Annotated in this window: 10 protein-coding genes; 4 read left to right on the plus strand and 6 right to left on the minus strand. The window is 71.9% G+C overall.

Annotation, left to right across the window (positions count from 1 at the left end; translation table 11 throughout):
- The first annotated feature begins 395 nt into the window (after positions 1 to 395).
- On the plus strand, positions 396 to 764 hold the full coding sequence (locus AB0I81_RS61680; protein ID WP_360679602.1) for a zinc ribbon domain-containing protein: 369 nt from the start codon (positions 396 to 398) through the stop codon (positions 762 to 764).
- On the opposite strand, the gene AB0I81_RS61685 is transcribed toward AB0I81_RS61680, so the two are convergent.
- Positions 721 to 1,374 (minus strand): class I SAM-dependent methyltransferase, encoded by a 654-nt coding sequence (locus AB0I81_RS61685; RefSeq protein WP_360679517.1) that lies wholly within the window; start codon positions 1,372 to 1,374, stop codon positions 721 to 723. The two genes, AB0I81_RS61680 and AB0I81_RS61685, sit on opposite strands and share 44 nt — an antisense overlap.
- Positions 1,375 to 1,622: 248 nt before the next feature.
- Between AB0I81_RS61685 and AB0I81_RS61690 the strand changes: the two genes are divergently transcribed.
- Both AB0I81_RS61690 and AB0I81_RS61695 read left to right on the plus strand, forming a co-directional pair.
- Positions 1,623 to 5,144, plus strand: coding sequence for a UvrD-helicase domain-containing protein (locus AB0I81_RS61690; RefSeq protein WP_360679520.1), 3,522 nt, complete (start codon positions 1,623 to 1,625; stop codon positions 5,142 to 5,144).
- Positions 5,138 to 8,434, plus strand: a complete 3,297-nt coding sequence (locus AB0I81_RS61695) for an ATP-dependent DNA helicase (RefSeq protein ID WP_360679523.1) — start codon at positions 5,138 to 5,140, stop codon at positions 8,432 to 8,434. The genes AB0I81_RS61690 and AB0I81_RS61695 overlap by 7 nt, the downstream gene beginning before the upstream one ends.
- Here the strand turns inward: AB0I81_RS61695 and AB0I81_RS61700 are convergent.
- Genes AB0I81_RS61700 through AB0I81_RS61715 form a run of 4 tightly spaced genes read right to left on the minus strand, consistent with a single transcriptional unit; the run spans position 8,394 to position 13,670 of the window.
- Positions 8,394 to 9,461 carry a type III PLP-dependent enzyme gene (locus AB0I81_RS61700; protein WP_360679526.1) on the minus strand — a complete coding sequence of 356 codons (1,068 nt, stop codon included), beginning with the start codon at positions 9,459 to 9,461 and terminating at the stop codon, positions 8,394 to 8,396. The genes AB0I81_RS61695 and AB0I81_RS61700 overlap by 41 nt on opposite strands.
- 50 nt (positions 9,462 to 9,511) lie before the next feature.
- Positions 9,512 to 11,050 (minus strand): IucA/IucC family protein, encoded by a 1,539-nt coding sequence (locus tag AB0I81_RS61705; RefSeq protein ID WP_360679529.1) that lies wholly within the window; start codon positions 11,048 to 11,050, stop codon positions 9,512 to 9,514.
- The gene (locus tag AB0I81_RS61710; protein WP_360679532.1) at positions 11,050 to 12,537 is read right to left on the minus strand and encodes an IucA/IucC family protein; all 1,488 of its coding nucleotides are present in this window, start codon (positions 12,535 to 12,537) and stop codon (positions 11,050 to 11,052) included. Before AB0I81_RS61710 ends, AB0I81_RS61705 begins: the two co-directional genes overlap by 1 nt.
- A complete protein-coding gene (locus AB0I81_RS61715; RefSeq protein ID WP_360679535.1) occupies positions 12,534 to 13,670 on the minus strand; it encodes a siderophore biosynthesis protein in 1,137 nt (378 codons plus the stop codon). Before AB0I81_RS61715 ends, AB0I81_RS61710 begins: the two co-directional genes overlap by 4 nt.
- Positions 13,671 to 13,792: 122 nt before the next feature.
- Between AB0I81_RS61715 and nudC the strand changes: the two genes are divergently transcribed.
- Positions 13,793 to 14,788 (plus strand): NAD(+) diphosphatase, encoded by a 996-nt coding sequence (gene nudC / locus AB0I81_RS61720; protein ID WP_360679537.1) that lies wholly within the window; start codon positions 13,793 to 13,795, stop codon positions 14,786 to 14,788.
- Positions 14,789 to 14,806: 18 nt separating this feature from the next.
- Here nudC and AB0I81_RS61725 read toward each other — a convergent pair whose 3' ends face one another.
- Positions 14,807 to 15,055, minus strand: a complete 249-nt coding sequence (locus AB0I81_RS61725) for a mycoredoxin (RefSeq protein ID WP_360679540.1) — start codon at positions 15,053 to 15,055, stop codon at positions 14,807 to 14,809.
- Between the last annotated feature and the right edge of the window lie 124 nt (positions 15,056 to 15,179).

Here is a 15,179-nt window from a genome sequence, read left to right on the forward strand (position 1 = left end):
GCCCCGGGCACTGGCGGGGTGGTGGGGGTGGATCGGGGCGTGGTGGTGAGCGCGGCGCTGTCCACCGGCGAGCCACTGTCGGTCCCTGGCCTGCGGGAGGCGGAGCGGGTGCGGTTGGGGCTGCTGCTGCGCCGGTTGGCGCGGGCACGACGGGGATCGCAGCGGCGGGGCCGGGTCAAGGTGGCGATCGCCCGGTTGAAGGCGCGCGAGGTGGACCGGCGTAAGGACTGGGTGGAGAAGAACCAGCACGGACCTTGCCCGCCGGTTCGATGTGATCGGTGTGGAGGATCTGAAGATCGCGGTCGGCGCGGGGCACGGTGGCGGCACCGGGCAGCAGGGTGGCGCAGAAAGCCGGGTTGAACCGGGGCATCCTGGCGGCCGGGTGGGGGTTGCTGGTGGCCCGGTTGGAGCACAAGGCGCCCGGCCGGGTGGTCAAAGTCAAGGCCGCGTTCACGAGTCAGCGGTGTTCGGCGTGCGGGATCGTGGATCGGCGGGCGCGTGAGAGCCAAGCGCGTTTCCGGTGCAGGTCGTGCGGATACGCGGGCAACGCTGATGTGAACGCGGCACGGAACATCGCTCACGCGGCAGGGCCTGCCGTGTCTGCACGGGGAGGCCCGCCGTTGGGCGAGCCTGCGAACCGTGAACCTCAACACGCCCTCCTCCTCAACGGGGTGATGGTTGCTGTTGAAATCCCCCGTCCCTTCAGGGCGAGGGAGGATGTCAATTGCGCAACTCCACTTCCAGCGACAGCGGCGACTGCCTGATGTCGTATGAGCTGAAGCCCGCCCCCGCCACGAGCGCCTCGAACTGCGCCTTCGTGTACGCCCGGCGCGGCAGGAACGACCGCAGCGCGAACCTGGTGAACACCTTCGACATCGGGCCGAGCCCCATCCGCGCCACGTCCTCGTCGACGGCCTGCTTGGACACGTCCTTGCGCAGGTCGACGACGAGCCCGCGACCGCCGGGCCGCAGCACTCTGCGCATCTCGCGCAGGGCTCCCGCCGGGTCGGCGAAGTTCTTGAACGCCGCGCAGCAGATGAGGAGGTCGAAGGCGGCGTCGTCGAACGGCATCTCGGAGGCGTTGCCGAGCCGGAAGTCCACCTGCACGCCCGCCTCGGCGGCCTTGGTGCGGGCGATCTCGACGAACGTCCGGCTGACGTCGAGGCCCGTGACCGTGTAGTCGCCCGTCCTGGCCAGGGCGATGGACAGGTATCCGGGGCCGGGGGCGATCTCCAAGATCTCTGATCCCGGTGCCGCGTGCCGTCGTACCAGGGCGACCCCTTCCTCGTGCCTGGCGGTCTCCTTGCCGTTGTTGGTGTCGTACCAGCGGGCGATGACGCCCTCCATGCCGATGCCCTTGTATCCCTTTGTCATGAAAAACACGTTATATCGCGTTGATTGCTTGTCAAGATATATCGCGTATTTGGTGACGCTCCTGGCGAACACACGCCCGGCGTGTCGCGAGAAATACCGGTATTTGCCTCGATACCGTGGGCGGTTCGCGACAGGAGAGCGGGCAAGTCGGCACGATCTGTCCCTGTGGTCTGGTGGAATCTAGTGCTGTGAGTGCTCAGACCTGGCGGTTGGTGCGTAGAGGCAGCGAGGGGACCGGTGCGCCTCCTGTGCTCGATGAGCACCAGCGTGCCGTGGTCGGGCATCGGAGCGGGCCCCTGCTCGTTCTCGCAGGTCCTGGCACCGGTAAGACGACCACGATCGTCGAGAGCGTCGTGGACAGGATCGAGCGGCGCGGCGTCGACCCCGAACGCGTGCTCATCCTCACCTTCAGCCGCAAGGCCGCCGAGGAACTGCGGCAGCGCGTCACCGGCCGGCTGCGCCGTACCACCCGTTCTCCGCTGGCCATGACCTTCCACTCCTACGCCTACGCGCTGCTGCGCCGTGAGTGCGTCCTGGCGGGCAACCCGCCGCCGCGCCTGCTCACCGGCCCCGAGCAACTGCTGGAGATCCGCCGGCTGCTCCACGGCGAGCTGGAGAACGGCGCGCCCGACTGGCCCTCGTCGCTGCGCGAGCCGCTCAAGACGCGCGGCTTCTCCGAGGAACTGCGCGACTTCCTGTCGCGGGCCTACGAGCGCGGGCTCGACGGCGAGCGGCTGGTGGCGCTCGGCAGGATGCACGGGCGCCCCGACTGGGCGGCGGCCGGGCGCTTCGCCGAGCGCTACCAGGACCGGTTCGACCTGGCCCCAGAGGAGACCTATGACTACGCCGAGCTGGTCGGGGCCGCCACCGCGCTGCTGGCCGACCCGGGGGTGCGCGAGCGCGAGCGGGCGGCGCACGACGTGGTGTTCGTGGACGAGTACCAGGACACCGACCCGGCGCAGGAACTGCTGCTGACCCAGCTCGCCGGCGACGGCCGCGACCTGGTCGCGGTGGGCGACCCCGACCAGTCGATCTACGGCTTCAGGGGCGCCGACGTGCAGGGCATCATGAAGTTCCCCGAGCGCTTCAAAACCCTCGGCGGCCGCGAGGCCCCGGTACTGGCGCTGCGGGTGTGCCGCAGGAGCGGGGCCGAGTTGCTGGAGGCGTCCCGGCGGGTGGCGGCCAAGCTGCCGGTCGCCCCGGCACCGACCCAGGAGCCGGCACCCACACCGCCACAGGAGCCCGCATCCGCGCCGACTCACGAGTCGGCACCCGCGCCGTCACAGGAGCCGGCACCCGCCACGGCTCCTGGGTCGGCACCCGCGCCGACTCCTGGGTCGGCACATTCGCCTGCGCACGAGCCCGGTCCGAGCCTGGACGACTGGCCCGACCAGTTGCCCGACCATCGGCCCGATCACCGTCATGGCCACCGCGACCTCACCGCGCTGCCGGACGCGGATCCAGGGGATGTGCGGGTGCTGCTGGCCGACAGCACCAGCCAGGAGGCCGCGATCGTGGCCGACACGCTGCGTCGCGCGCACCTGATCGACGGAGTGCCGTGGCACCGGATGGCGGTGCTGGTGCGCTCGGCCAGGCGCCAGGTGCCGCTGCTGCGGCGGGCGCTGGTCAACGCCGGGGTGCCGACGATGATCGCGGGCGACGAGGTGCCGATCGCCCAGGAGCCCGGCGTGCGCCCGCTGCTCACGATGTTGCGCATGGCGCTGGACGCGTCCCAGCTCGACGAGGGGGTGGCCGAGGAACTGCTGACAGGGCCGCTCGGCGGCACCGACATGATCGGTGTACGCCGCCTCCGCCGCGCCCTCAAGATCGCCGAGAACGAGGCCGTAAACGGGATCACGGCCACAAAGACAGACGGCGACGACACCCACACGCAGGGCACAGACACGCAGGAGCCGCTCGGGGAAGAAACGGGCGCAGAGGAGCCGGACGCAGCCAGGGAGACGGCCGTTGGGGAAGTGCCCGACGGCGGGGCGGCGGATGGGCGGGCGGTGGACGGCGAGGCCGTGGGCGGGGAGGCCGCTAATGGGGAGGCGGTGGCGTTGCCGTTTAAGGCGCGTTCGTCCGGTGAGTTGCTTGTCGCCGCCGTCAAGGACCTGCGCGAGCTGATCCGCGTAGAGCCCCACATAGCCCTCCCCGCAGAACGCGTCGCCAAGCTCCTCGCCGCGGCCCGAGAGGCCGCACGCCACAACGGCACAGCGGAAGACCTCCTGTGGACGATCTGGCACGAGAGCGGCCTCGGCCCGCGCTGGAGCGAGCTGAGCCTGGCAGGCGGCCCCAGAGGCGCGCAGGCCGACCGCGACCTCGACGCCGTGGTGGCCCTGTTCGACCACGCGGCCAGGTTCGTGGACCGGATGCCGATGGCGGGCCCCGAGGTGTTCATCGACGACCTGGCGGCCCAGGAGATCCCGGGCGACACGCTGGCCGACCGCGCCCCGGACGGCGACGCCGTGCGCGTGCTGACCGCCCACCGCGCCAAGGGCCTGGAATGGGACGTCGTGGTCGTGGCGGGCGTACAGGAGGGGGTCTGGCCGGACCTGCGGCTGCGCGGCTCCCTGCTGGGCGTCGAGGACCTCATCGAGGTGGTGGAGGGCGGCGAGCCGAACAAGACCTCGCTGGTCTCCAAGATGCTGGCGGAGGAGCGCAGGCTGTTCTACGTGGCCGCCACCAGGGCCAGGCACAGGCTGGTGGTCACGGCGGTGGGCGGCGAGGACACCGACGAGCGCCCGTCGAGGTTCCTGTCGGAGCTGATGCCGGGCGCGGTGGAGTCGGCCACGGTGGACGACCGGGCCCGCTGGCTGAACATGTCCGCCCTGGTGGCCGACCTGCGCAGCGCGGTCACCGACCCCACCAAGCCCCGCAAGCTGCGGCGCAAGGCGGCCAGGCAACTGGCCCGCCTGGCCGCCGCCGGGGTCCAGGGCGCGCATCCCAACGACTGGTACGCCCTGACCCCCATCTCCGACGACCGCCCCCTGAGCTGGCCCGACGGCGTCGTGAACATCTCGCCGTCGGCGGTCGAGAGCTTCACCAAGTGCGGCCTGCGCTGGCTCCTGGAGACCTCGGTCGGCGCGGCGGGCACCAGCACCGCCCAGGGCCTCGGCAACATCATCCACGCCCTGGCCGTCCTGGCGGCCACCGACCTGCCCAGCGAGGACCTGCTGGGCGACCGCCTGGACCAGATCTGGGGCGACCTCGACTTCGGCGGCGTCTGGTACAACCGCAAGCAGCGCCAGGTGGCCGAGCAGATGATCGGCAAGTTCCTGCGCTGGCACAAGGAGAACCCGCGCGAGCTGGTGGCCCTGGAGGAGGCGTTCACGGCGATGGTGTCGGAGGGCGTCCAGATCAAGGGCCGGGTGGACCGCGTGGAGCGCGACTCGGAGAACCGTGCGGTGATCATCGACCTCAAGACGGGCGGCTCGAAGCCCAAGGCGGGCGACCTCGACCGCCATCCGCAGCTCGGCGTCTACCAGCTCGCCGCGCTGCTCGGCGCGTTCGCCAGGCACGGCATGACCGAGCCCGGCGGGGCGGCGCTGGTGCAGGTGGGCAAGGCGGCGGGCAAGAACGACGCGCTGGAGCAGTCACAGGAGGCGCTGGGCGAGGACAGGGACCCCGGCTGGGCCAAGGACCTGGTCGACACGGTGGCGATCGGCATGTCGGGCCCGTTCTTCCAGGCCAAGGTCAACGACGGCTGCCGTACGTGCGCGGCCAGGGCGAGCTGCCCGGTCAACGACAACGGGGGCCAGGTGTGCTGAACCCCGTCGAGCTCGCCGGCAAGCTCGGCATCCTGCCGCCCACCCCGGAGCAGGCGGATGTCATCGAGTCGCCGCTGGAACCCATGGTGGTCATGGCCGGGGCCGGCTCGGGCAAGAGCGAGACCATGGCGGGCCGGGTGGTCTGGCTGGTCGCCAACGGCCTGGTCAGGCCGGAGAACGTGCTGGGGCTGACGTTCACCCGCAAGGCCGCCGCCGAGCTGGCCACCAGGGTCAGGGAACGGCTGAACGGGCTGGCGGAGGCCGGGCTGGTGGAGCCGGGCGCGCTGGACAACGAGCCGACCGTGTCCACCTACCACGCCTACGCCGCCCGCCTGGTCACCGACCACGCGCTGCGCGAGGGGCTGGAGCCGACCATGCGGCTGGTCACGCCGGCCGTGTCGTGGCAGCTCGCCTCGCGCGTGGTGGCGATGTACGACGGCCCGATGGACCGGATCGAGCTGGGCCCGCCCTCGGTCACGGCGGCCCTGCTGGAGCTGGCGGGCGAGTTGTCGGAGCACCTGCGTGCGCAGAAGGACGTGCGCGAGGTGGGGCGGTGGTTGGAGGAGCGGCTCGCGGTGCTGCCGGGCAGGACGACGCTGGCCCAGCGCAAGCCGCTGAGCGTGCAGGCGGCCAGGGAGCAGTTGTTGCCGCTGGTGGCGGCGTACGAGCGGCTCAAGCGTGCCCGCGAGGTCATCGACTACGGCGACCAGATGTCGCTGGCCGCCAGGATCGCCGCCAATCACAAGGAGGTCGGCGAGATCGAGCGGGGCCGTTACTCCGTGGTCCTGCTGGACGAGTACCAGGACACCAGCCACGCCCAGCTCGTCCTGCTGCGCTCGCTCTACGGCGGCGGCCATCCGGTGACCGCAGTGGGCGACCCGTGCCAGTCGATCTACGGCTGGCGGGGCGCGTCGGCGGGCAACCTGCGCCGCTTCCCCAGGGACTTCCGCACGGCCACGGGCGACGCCGCGCCGGTCCGCCAGCTCAGCGTCAGTTTCCGCAACGGTGACCGGGTGCTCGACGTGGCCGCCCGCGTACAACTCGCGCTGCGCATGGAGGCCCGTGAGGTGCCCGTGCTGGTCCCGGGGCCCAACCGGGTCGATCGGGGCCGCGTCACCTGCGCCTTCCACGAGACGGCCGAGGACGAGGCGAAGTGGATCGCCGACGGCATCGCCAAGATCCTCGGGCAGGAGACCGCCCCCGACGGCCTGCCCTGGGGCGAGAAGGAGCGCAAGAAGACGCTGGCCATCCAGCCGCAGGACGTCGCCATCCTGGCCCGCAAGCGCTCGCAGTTCCCTGCGCTGCGCAGGGCGCTGGAGGAGCGCGACATCCCGGTCGAGGTGGTGGGTCTGGGCGGCCTGCTGACGGTGCCCGAGGTCAACGACATCGTCGCCACCCTCCGCGTCCTGTACGACCCCACGGCCGGCGACGCCCTGGCCAGGCTGATGGCCGGGCCCCGCTGGCGGATCGGCCCCGCCGACCTGCGGGTGCTCGGTGAGCAGGCCAGGACGCTGGCCCGCGAGCTGAGCGAGAGCCACCGCGAGGAGGACCCGCTCGACCAGGTGGTGGCCGACCTGGCCGAGGAGCGCGGCAGCCTGGTGGACGCGCTGGACGAGCTGCCCGACCGGGAGGAGTGGCTGGAGGCGTACTCGCCGCTGGCGCGTACCAGGCTCGTGGCGCTCGCGCACGAGTTGCGGCACCTGCGCGCGCACACCGCGCAGCCGCTGCCCGACCTCATCTCGGAGGTCGAGCGCAGGCTCGGCCTGGACATCGAGGTGGCCGCGCGCAGCGGCGCGGTGGGGGCGTTCGCGGCGCGGGCCGACCTCGACGCCTTCCTCGACGCGGCCTCCAGGTTCGCGGGTGACGCGGAGGATCCGACGCTGGGGGCGTTCCTGGCCTATTTGCAGGCGGCGGAGAGCGAGGAGTTCGGGCTGGAGGCCGGCCGGGTCGGCGAGAGCAACAGCGTCAAGCTGATGACCGTGCACGCCTCGAAGGGCCTGGAGTGGCCGGTCGTGGTGGTGCCGGGGTTGTCGCAGCTCATCAGCTCGAAGGGGACGATCGCGACCGGCAGCATGTTCCCGGCCACGCCGGTGATGAACAGCCGCTGGACGGAGAACCCGCGCAAGCTCCCGTACGCCCTGCGCGGCGACGCCGCCGACCTGCCCAGGCTGGGCGGCCTGAGCAAGGAGGAGCTGGCGGCCTTCGACGATCACTGCCGCGAGCGCGACCTGATGGAGGAGCGCAGGCTGGCGTACGTGGCCGTGACCCGCGCCCACTACCACCTGATCGCCTCCGGCTACCGCTGGGGCAGCGCGACCAAGCCGCTGGAGCCGTCGGACTTCCTGCTGGAGATCCGCGACACCGCCGACCGGATCTCCTTCTGGGCCGACGAGCTCGCGGAGGGCGCCGCCAACCCGCTGCTCGCCGAGCCGGCCGAGGCCATCTGGCCGGTCACGCCCGAGGGACTGCGCTACGAGTCCGTGCTCGACGGCGCCCGCCTGGTCGAGGACGCCCTGGCCGGCGTGCTCGGGCCCGAGGAGGAGGACGACGACGATGAGGAGACGCTGAAGACGTACGAGGAGGAGCGCCTGCGGGCCTGGGAACGCGACACCGACCTGTTGTTGCGCGAGCGCGAGCTGCACCGGCGCAGGCCCGCGACCACGGTGGAGCTGCCGCGCAAGCTGACCGTGTCCTCGCTGGTCACGCTGGCCGAGGATCCGCGCGAGCTGGCCCGCAGGATCCGCCGTCCCGTCCCGACCAAGCCCGCGCCGCTGGCCCGCCGGGGTACCTCGTTCCACAAGTGGCTGGAGACCCGGTGGGACCAGCAGCGCCTGATCGACGACCTGGAGCTGTACGACGAGGAGCTCGAAGAGGCCGACGTGCGGCTGGCGGAGCTGCAGGAGCGCTTCGAGGACAGCGAGTGGGCCGACCGGCGGCCCGTCGATCTGGAGGTGCCGTTCGAGACCATGATCGCCGATCGGCTGGTGCGCGGGCGCATGGACGCCGTCTTCGAGCGGCCCGACGGCGGTTACGAGGTCGTGGACTGGAAGACGGGGCAACCGCCGAGGGGTAAGAAGGCCACCAAGGCCGCGAGCGTGCAGCTGGCCGCCTACCGGCTGGCCTGGTCACACCTGGCGGACGTGCCGCTGGAGCGGGTGGGGGCGGCCTTCCACTACGTACGCGCCAACCGCACCGTGCGCCCGGTGGACCTGCTCGACGCCGACGGCCTGGTCGCGCTGATCGAGGGCGTCAAGCTCTTAGATAGTGGAAGGCCGGCTTCGGATGCATGAGGAAGTCGTGGTGCGAGATGTTCCAGGCGTAGGCCCCGGCCATCTCGAACACCACGGTGTCCCCGACACCGACCGAGGTCACGACGTTCTGCGCGAAGACGTCCTTCGGCGTGCACAACTGGCCGACGAACGTGACCGGTTCGCCGGTCACGTCCGGTCTGCCGTTCGGCAGGACGGTGAGCGGCTGGTCGTGGCCCTTGGTCGCCGGGGTGCGCAGGTGGTGTGTGCCGCCGAGCAGGATCGCGTACGCCCGGCCGCGCACCCGCTTGACGTCCACGACCTTGGTCACGTAGTAGCCGCAGTAGACGGTCAGCGCCCGGCCGGGCTCGATCCGCAGCCGCCTGCCCCGGCTCAGCCCGGCCAGCCCCGTCCCGTAGGCGGCCCAGTCGAAGCGTGAGTCGGGCGACTCGTACGAGACCGCCATCCCGCCGCCGAGATTGACCTCCTCGTACGGGTGCTCCAGCAGCCGGCCGGCCAGCCCGAGCAGTTGTTCCGCTTCGAGCCCGCTGGCCAGGTGGGCGTGCAGGCCGCGCAGCCGTACCCGGTCGCCGAACAGCGGCAGGCATTCGGCCACGCCGTCCTCGTCCATCCCGAACGGCCCGCTCATGGTCAGCGCGGCGCCCTCGACCCGCAGGTCCGGGTTGAGCCTGAGCAGCACGTCGGCCTCCAGGCCCGTGTCCAGCAGGCGGCGCAGCTCGTTCGGGGACTCGACGTGGATGCGGTGGTGCGGCAGGCGGACCTCGGCGTCGGTCTTGCCGGGCCCGCCCAGCGACAGCCGCGCGCCCGGGAACAGGTTCGTGACGTGGGCGTGCTCGCCCGCCGACGACACCTCGAACCCGTCCACGTGCCCGGCCAGCACCCGCAGCAGCTCGGCGTCGGGGTTGGCCTTGACGGCGTAGTACAGCTCGGTGGCCCCCAGCGCGCGCCGTACGGACGCGACGTGCTCCTCCAGCGCGGGCAGGTCATAGAGATAGGCCGGAATGTCGGGAAGGCCCAGAGCGGCCTCCTGGACGCGCGGAACGATCATGCGAGCGGATGGGGCGGTCATGCGAACGGGCTCGCCGGCAGCGGGGGCGGTCATGCGAGCGGGTTCGCGATCGGCACGTAACCGGCCGCCCGGTCGGCCGCCCTGGCCCACCGCACGCCCAGGTTCGCCTTGGCGGGCAGCGGCGCCCCGGCCAGCAGGTCGGAAAGGGGCAGCGGCCAGCCCAGTTCGGCGGCCTGCCCGGCGAAGAGCTCACCGGCCACCCGCCACAACTCGCGCAGCAACTCGTCGTCAGGGCCCGCCACCGTGGCGGCGATCTCGGTGAGGTGGTTGACCAGCAGGCAGTAGACCACCCGGGCCCAGCCGCGCTCGGCGTCGTAGGTGAGCGCGCGGGCCACCTCGGGAGGCAGCCCCGCCAGGTCGTGGCGGTCGGCGACGAGCTTGGTGCCCTCCAGGTCGCGGAAGATCGTTTCCACGGGCGTCCCGGAGGAGTCCAGTCCGACCAGGACGTTCTGCAGGTGGGGCTCCAGCACCACGCCGTGCGCGAAATACAGCTCCAGCACCGGCAGCGCCACCACCGTCACATACGAACGCCACCATTCGTACGGATCGTGCGCCTTCGCCTCCACGGCCAGCGCGCCGGCCAGCACGGGGGTCACCCCGGGGGAGCAGACGGCCCACGGGCTCTGCCTGACGATCACCCCCAGACCCTCGTGCAGCCTGGTGCCGAGGGCGGCCGAGCGGTAGCCGGGTTCGGGCAGCCAGCGGGTGGCCGGGTGCCTGGCCGAGATGTCGTCGAACACGGGTGCCAGGCGCTCGGTCAGCTCGACGGCGCCGGCCAGCTCGTACCAGGCGTTCTTGCGTACACAGTTGGTGATCCGTACATCCAGGGAGAACTTCAGGCAGACCTCCGCCTCCGGGACGTAGACCGTCCGCACAGAGGAGGTCGGCGCCACCATCGGCCCCGGGCCCAGATCCACCAGCTCCTTCCCCAGAGCGGGGCCCAGCAGGTCGAGCTGCCACGGATGCGCGGGCAACACCCGGTACCCGTCAGGCGCGCGGCCCATGCCGTCCAGCGCGGACGCGTCGCCGCCTTCGGCCAGCACGTCCCGCCGCACCCCGAGCAGCCTGAGCGGGAACTCGGCGTGCGCCTCGGGCGCGTAGGCCAGCCAGCCGTCCCCGCCGCGCGCCTTGGGGCTGGGGTGGAACGGATGCCCGTACACCAGCGCCTGCTCGGAGGCCAGCCACGGGTCGGCGGGCGGCACGGCCTCGGCCCTGGCCGCCAGGATCGCGGCCACGGCGTCCCTGCTGGCCGTCACCTGCCCGGCGAACTCGCCGTTGTCCCCCTGCAACTCGTCCTCGACCAGGCGGACCAGCTCATCCGTCGTCAGCGGCAGCCAGGCCCCCGCCTCCAGCCGCTCGGGCGCGCCGTCGAAGCGCAGTGCCGCGCCGCCGTGCGTGGGCACCCGCAGCAGCGTGCCCGCCACCCGCAGCAGCAGGTACGGCGGCGCCGGCCACACCAGCCCGCGCGGCCCGGCCACCTCCCGCACGCAGCAGCGCAGCAGGGCCGCCAGCGTGGCCTGTTCGGCCGGGCCGGTCGGCGCCTTGATGGTCAGTCCGGAGCTCGGCATCAAGCTCTCCTCAGGTAATTCGGGCCGCTGGTGCCGTAGAACTTGTTGATGTCGCGCGCGCCGGAGCGCTGCTTCGACACGAGCGTGCCAGCGGTGATCATGGACTTGCCGGTCAGCCTGGCCGCGCCGAGCGTCCTGGCGCGCAGGATCTTGGCCATGGGGTCGTCGCCGTACTCGGCGAGGGCCTCGGACAGGGTGTCGCGCAGCAGCGCGGCGGCCCGGTCGTGGGGCAGCGCGCCGAACGTCACGGCGGCGGCGGCCAGGTGCAGCGTGATGGTCACGAAGACGTCGGCCAGGGCGTGCGGGTCGTCGTTGAGCATGCGCTCGTCGGCGAAGCCCGGCACCTCGACCCCGGCGGCGCGCAGCCTCGAAGGGGAGGCCAGCAGGCCGTCGTTGTCCTTGACCAGCAGGCGCGGGCGCTCGCCCCGGAAGAGCAGGGCGAGGTTCTGCTGGTGGGCTTCGAGCGCGACGCCGTACCTGACGAACAGCCGCACGTTCCACCGCAGCAGCAGCCGCAGATAGTCCGGCAGCACGTCGCCCACCTCGTCGAGCACCCCGGGCGCGGCCAGGGCGGCGACCGGCACGATCCGGCCCTCGGGCAGCCGCCTGACCATCCACGCCAGGTGCTCGTGCCCGGAGTGCGCGTAACTCTGCTCGTCGGCCAGCACGACGTCGGGGCCGGCCAGTTCGCGCAGCAGCAGCTCGGCCCTGGCCCCGTCCTCCAGCGTGCCCGCCTTGATCGAGCGCCGGTTCCTGGCGCCCAGGGTGCTGATCGGCAGGGGCAGTTTGAGGTGCAGGCGCGGGCCGACCTCGACGGTCCGCATGGACAGGGTGGGCCGCACGGTGACGGCGGACGTGTCGAGCACCCGTACCCCGTCGATCTTCCGCACCTCGTCCACGGTCAGTGGATGCACGGGGAAGAGCACCTCGTCGTCCCTTACGTCCTGGGCGGGTGCGACGTCGGCGGGCAGGCGCGCGGCGGAGCCCGGCGTGAGCGCGCGGCGCGGAACCGCCGCCCAGCGCAGCTCGAAGGAGGGAGCGAACTCCGGCGCGTAGGCCAGCAGCTCGCTCTCCGAGAGCCCGACCCGCGCCCGCGAGGTCGGATAGACGGGATGATCCACGAAGGCGGCCAGCGTCTCGTAGGAGGGCCGCGAGCGCAGCACCGCGCCGGCCCGCTCGTCGTGCAGTTCCAGCGCGGCCAGCGCGGCCAGGCTCTCCTCGAAGAAGGCCGCCACTCCCTCCGCGTCCGCCGGGTCCGATACCTCCACCAGCGTCTCCAGCACCTGCTCAAGGCCCAGCAGCTCGCCGTCCGCGACCACGAAGTCCTGGAAGAGCACGCCGGGCGACAGCCGCACCCAGCGCCCGTCCGCCAGCGGCAGCCCGACGCCCTCCTTGGTCCTGGTGACGCGGGAGGCCATCCCTCCGTAGTCCTCGCGCAGCAGGGCGTTCAGGATCCGGGCGGCCAGGTACGCCTCCCGAGAGCTCATTCGATCACCCAGGGCCGCGCGGCCCGGTACTCCTCGACGGCCGCCCGCACCCGCTCCCTGTCCGGCCCGACCGCCCGGATCACGCCCAGGTAGTCGCGGTTGGTGTGGGTGAGGGTGACGGCGTCGCCGGTGGCGCGCAGGGGCCGGTGCCACAGCCGTACGCCGCCGCTCGTCACGGACTCGTGGCCGGGCGCGTCCTTGATCGTCCCTGACCGGTCCGCGACGAGGCTCACCGCACACCCGAAATTCCGCGACTTATCCGGTACGGCGGGCACCCGTTCCCCGAGGTGCGCCCGCAGGATCCACTCGAACAGCGGCACCCCGAGGACCTCCGCCATCAGGAAGTCGCAGTGGTCCCCGATCACCCGGTAGTTGACCTCGATGATCCGGGGTCCGGCGGGCGTGAGCACGTACTCGGTGTGACACGCCCCGAACCCCACCCCGAGCGCCCGCAGCGCCGCGAGCACGTGCTCGTCATGGGTGGGCGCCCAGTCGAGCCGCTCCTCCACGAAGTACGGCAACGGCCCCAGCGTGGTCTCGAACCCCCCGAGCACCTTCAGCCCGTCCTCGTCCCCGAGCGTTTCGAGCGTGCGCAGCGGCCCTTCGAGATACTCCTCCACGACCAGCGCTTCGCCCGGCCGCCGCCGCCTGACCTGCGCCACGGCCATGGCCAGGTCCCGCTCGACCAGCATGACGTCCTCGCTGGCCACCCCCTCACGGGGTTTGAGCACCACGGGGTACGGCACGTCGCCCGGCACGGCGTCCCCGGGCCCGAGCCGCAGGGAGAAGACGTCCTCGACCCCGGCCTCCCGGAGCCTGCGCCGCATCAGGAACTTGTTCTTGGCCGCCGCGCACGCCCGCCAGTCCTTGCCGGGCAGCCCGAAGTAGGACGCGGCCATGGCCGTCTCCGTCTGGAGATGGTCGGAGTTGGAGAAGATCGCGTCCGGCCTGCCGAGGTGCTCGATCGTGTCGATCAGGGCGCGCGGATCCCGTACGTCACACGCCACCGCGTGCGGATGCCGCTCCGGGCGGTCGGTCAGTATCGTCACTTCGCAACCCAGCGCCCGCGCCGCCGGCAGGAAGCCGTCCGTCACCGAATCGGTCGGCTTGAGCGCGGTCAGGTAGAACCGCAACGCGATGGCACCCCCGAAGAATCAGGTAAGGCTAACCTAACTCGTCGAATCTTAGCCCCATAGAGATCACCACGAGGCCCGGACGCCTTAATCGCGGGCTAACTGCGAGGTCATAGGATGACATGGGATTGGGGAGGGATCGGCCAGTGGAGACCGCGGAAGAGCAACTCATCGGACCGCTGCTGCTCGCGAGGGGGACCATCGACCGTTCGTCGGCGATGCGCACGGACGAAGGGTGGCTGGAGCGGGCGTGGTCCGATCCCGCGACGCGGGTGCTGGTGATCGACGACGGGCACACGCTGGTGCGGCGGTCGGGGGACGAGGTGCACGCGGTGCTCTATCCGCCCGCCGAGGCGCCGCCGGGGACGCGTTACCTGCTGGGCGTGGAGGACGGGGTCGCCTACTTCGCGGTGGCCGCGCCGCTGCCCGGCAGCTCCAAGGGCGAGGTCAACGGCCGCGTGACGGTCCCGATGAGCCTGGCGGAGACGCCCGAGGGCCTGACCGTCGCGGCCGGGCTGCGCCAGGTCGGCGGCCTGCTCGGCGACCGCGAGGCGGGCCTGCTGGTGCACGCCGTGGCGCTGGACGCCTGGCACTCGACGCACGAGTTCTGCCCGCGCTGCGGCGCGCGCACGACCGTCCAGGCCGGCGGGCACGTCCGCGTCTGCCCGCAGGACGCCAGCCAGCACTTCCCGCGCGTCGACCCGGCCGTGATCATGCTGATCCGCGACGAGGCCGACCGCTGCCTGCTGGCCCGCGGGCCGTCGTGGCCGCAGGGGCGCCTGTCGATCCTGGCGGGGTTCGTGGAGCCGGGGGAGTCGCTGGAGGCGGCCGTCGTACGCGAGGTGGCGGAGGAGGTCGGCATCGTCGTCGCCAACCCGCGCTACCTGGGCAGCCAGCCCTGGCCGTTCCCGCGCAGCCTCATGCTGGGCTTCTTCGCCGAGGCCCTGACCACGACGCTCACCCCCGACTTCGACGAGATCGCCGAGGCGCGCTGGTACTCCAGGCAGGAGCTCACCGAGGCGCTGGAGTCGGGGGAGCTGCGGTTGCCGCCTCCCGTGTCGATAGCCCGCCGCCTCATCGAGACCTGGTACGGCGGCGAGCTCGTCGGCGACTGGTAACCGCTCCTGCGCGGCCTCCTAAGCGGCTTCGAGCAGGGCCTTGACCTCGCGCGCCGAGGGGTTCGTCCGTACGACGCGGCCCTTCGGCGTCTCGATCACCACGGTCGGGACGACCTGGTTGCCGTTGTTGACGCTCATCACGAACTGGGCGGCCGACTCGTCACGCTCGATGTCGATGTCGTCGAAGCTGATGCCCTCGCGCGTGAGCTGGGCCTTGAGCCGCTTGCATGGGCCGCACCACGTGGTGCTGTAGACCGTGAGCGCCATGTTGGGAAATCCCCTCCGAGGTCAGGAAAACAGGCGATTCGTGCAACACACGTAGTGCCTGTCTTCATTCCTGGTCTCTACCCGGGCCGCCTCATCCGATACGGCGGCACCCGGGGGGCTCATC

The organism is Nonomuraea sp. NPDC050404, assembly GCF_040655495.1.
In the GTDB taxonomy this organism is placed as follows: Bacteria; Actinomycetota; Actinomycetes; order Streptosporangiales; family Streptosporangiaceae; genus Nonomuraea.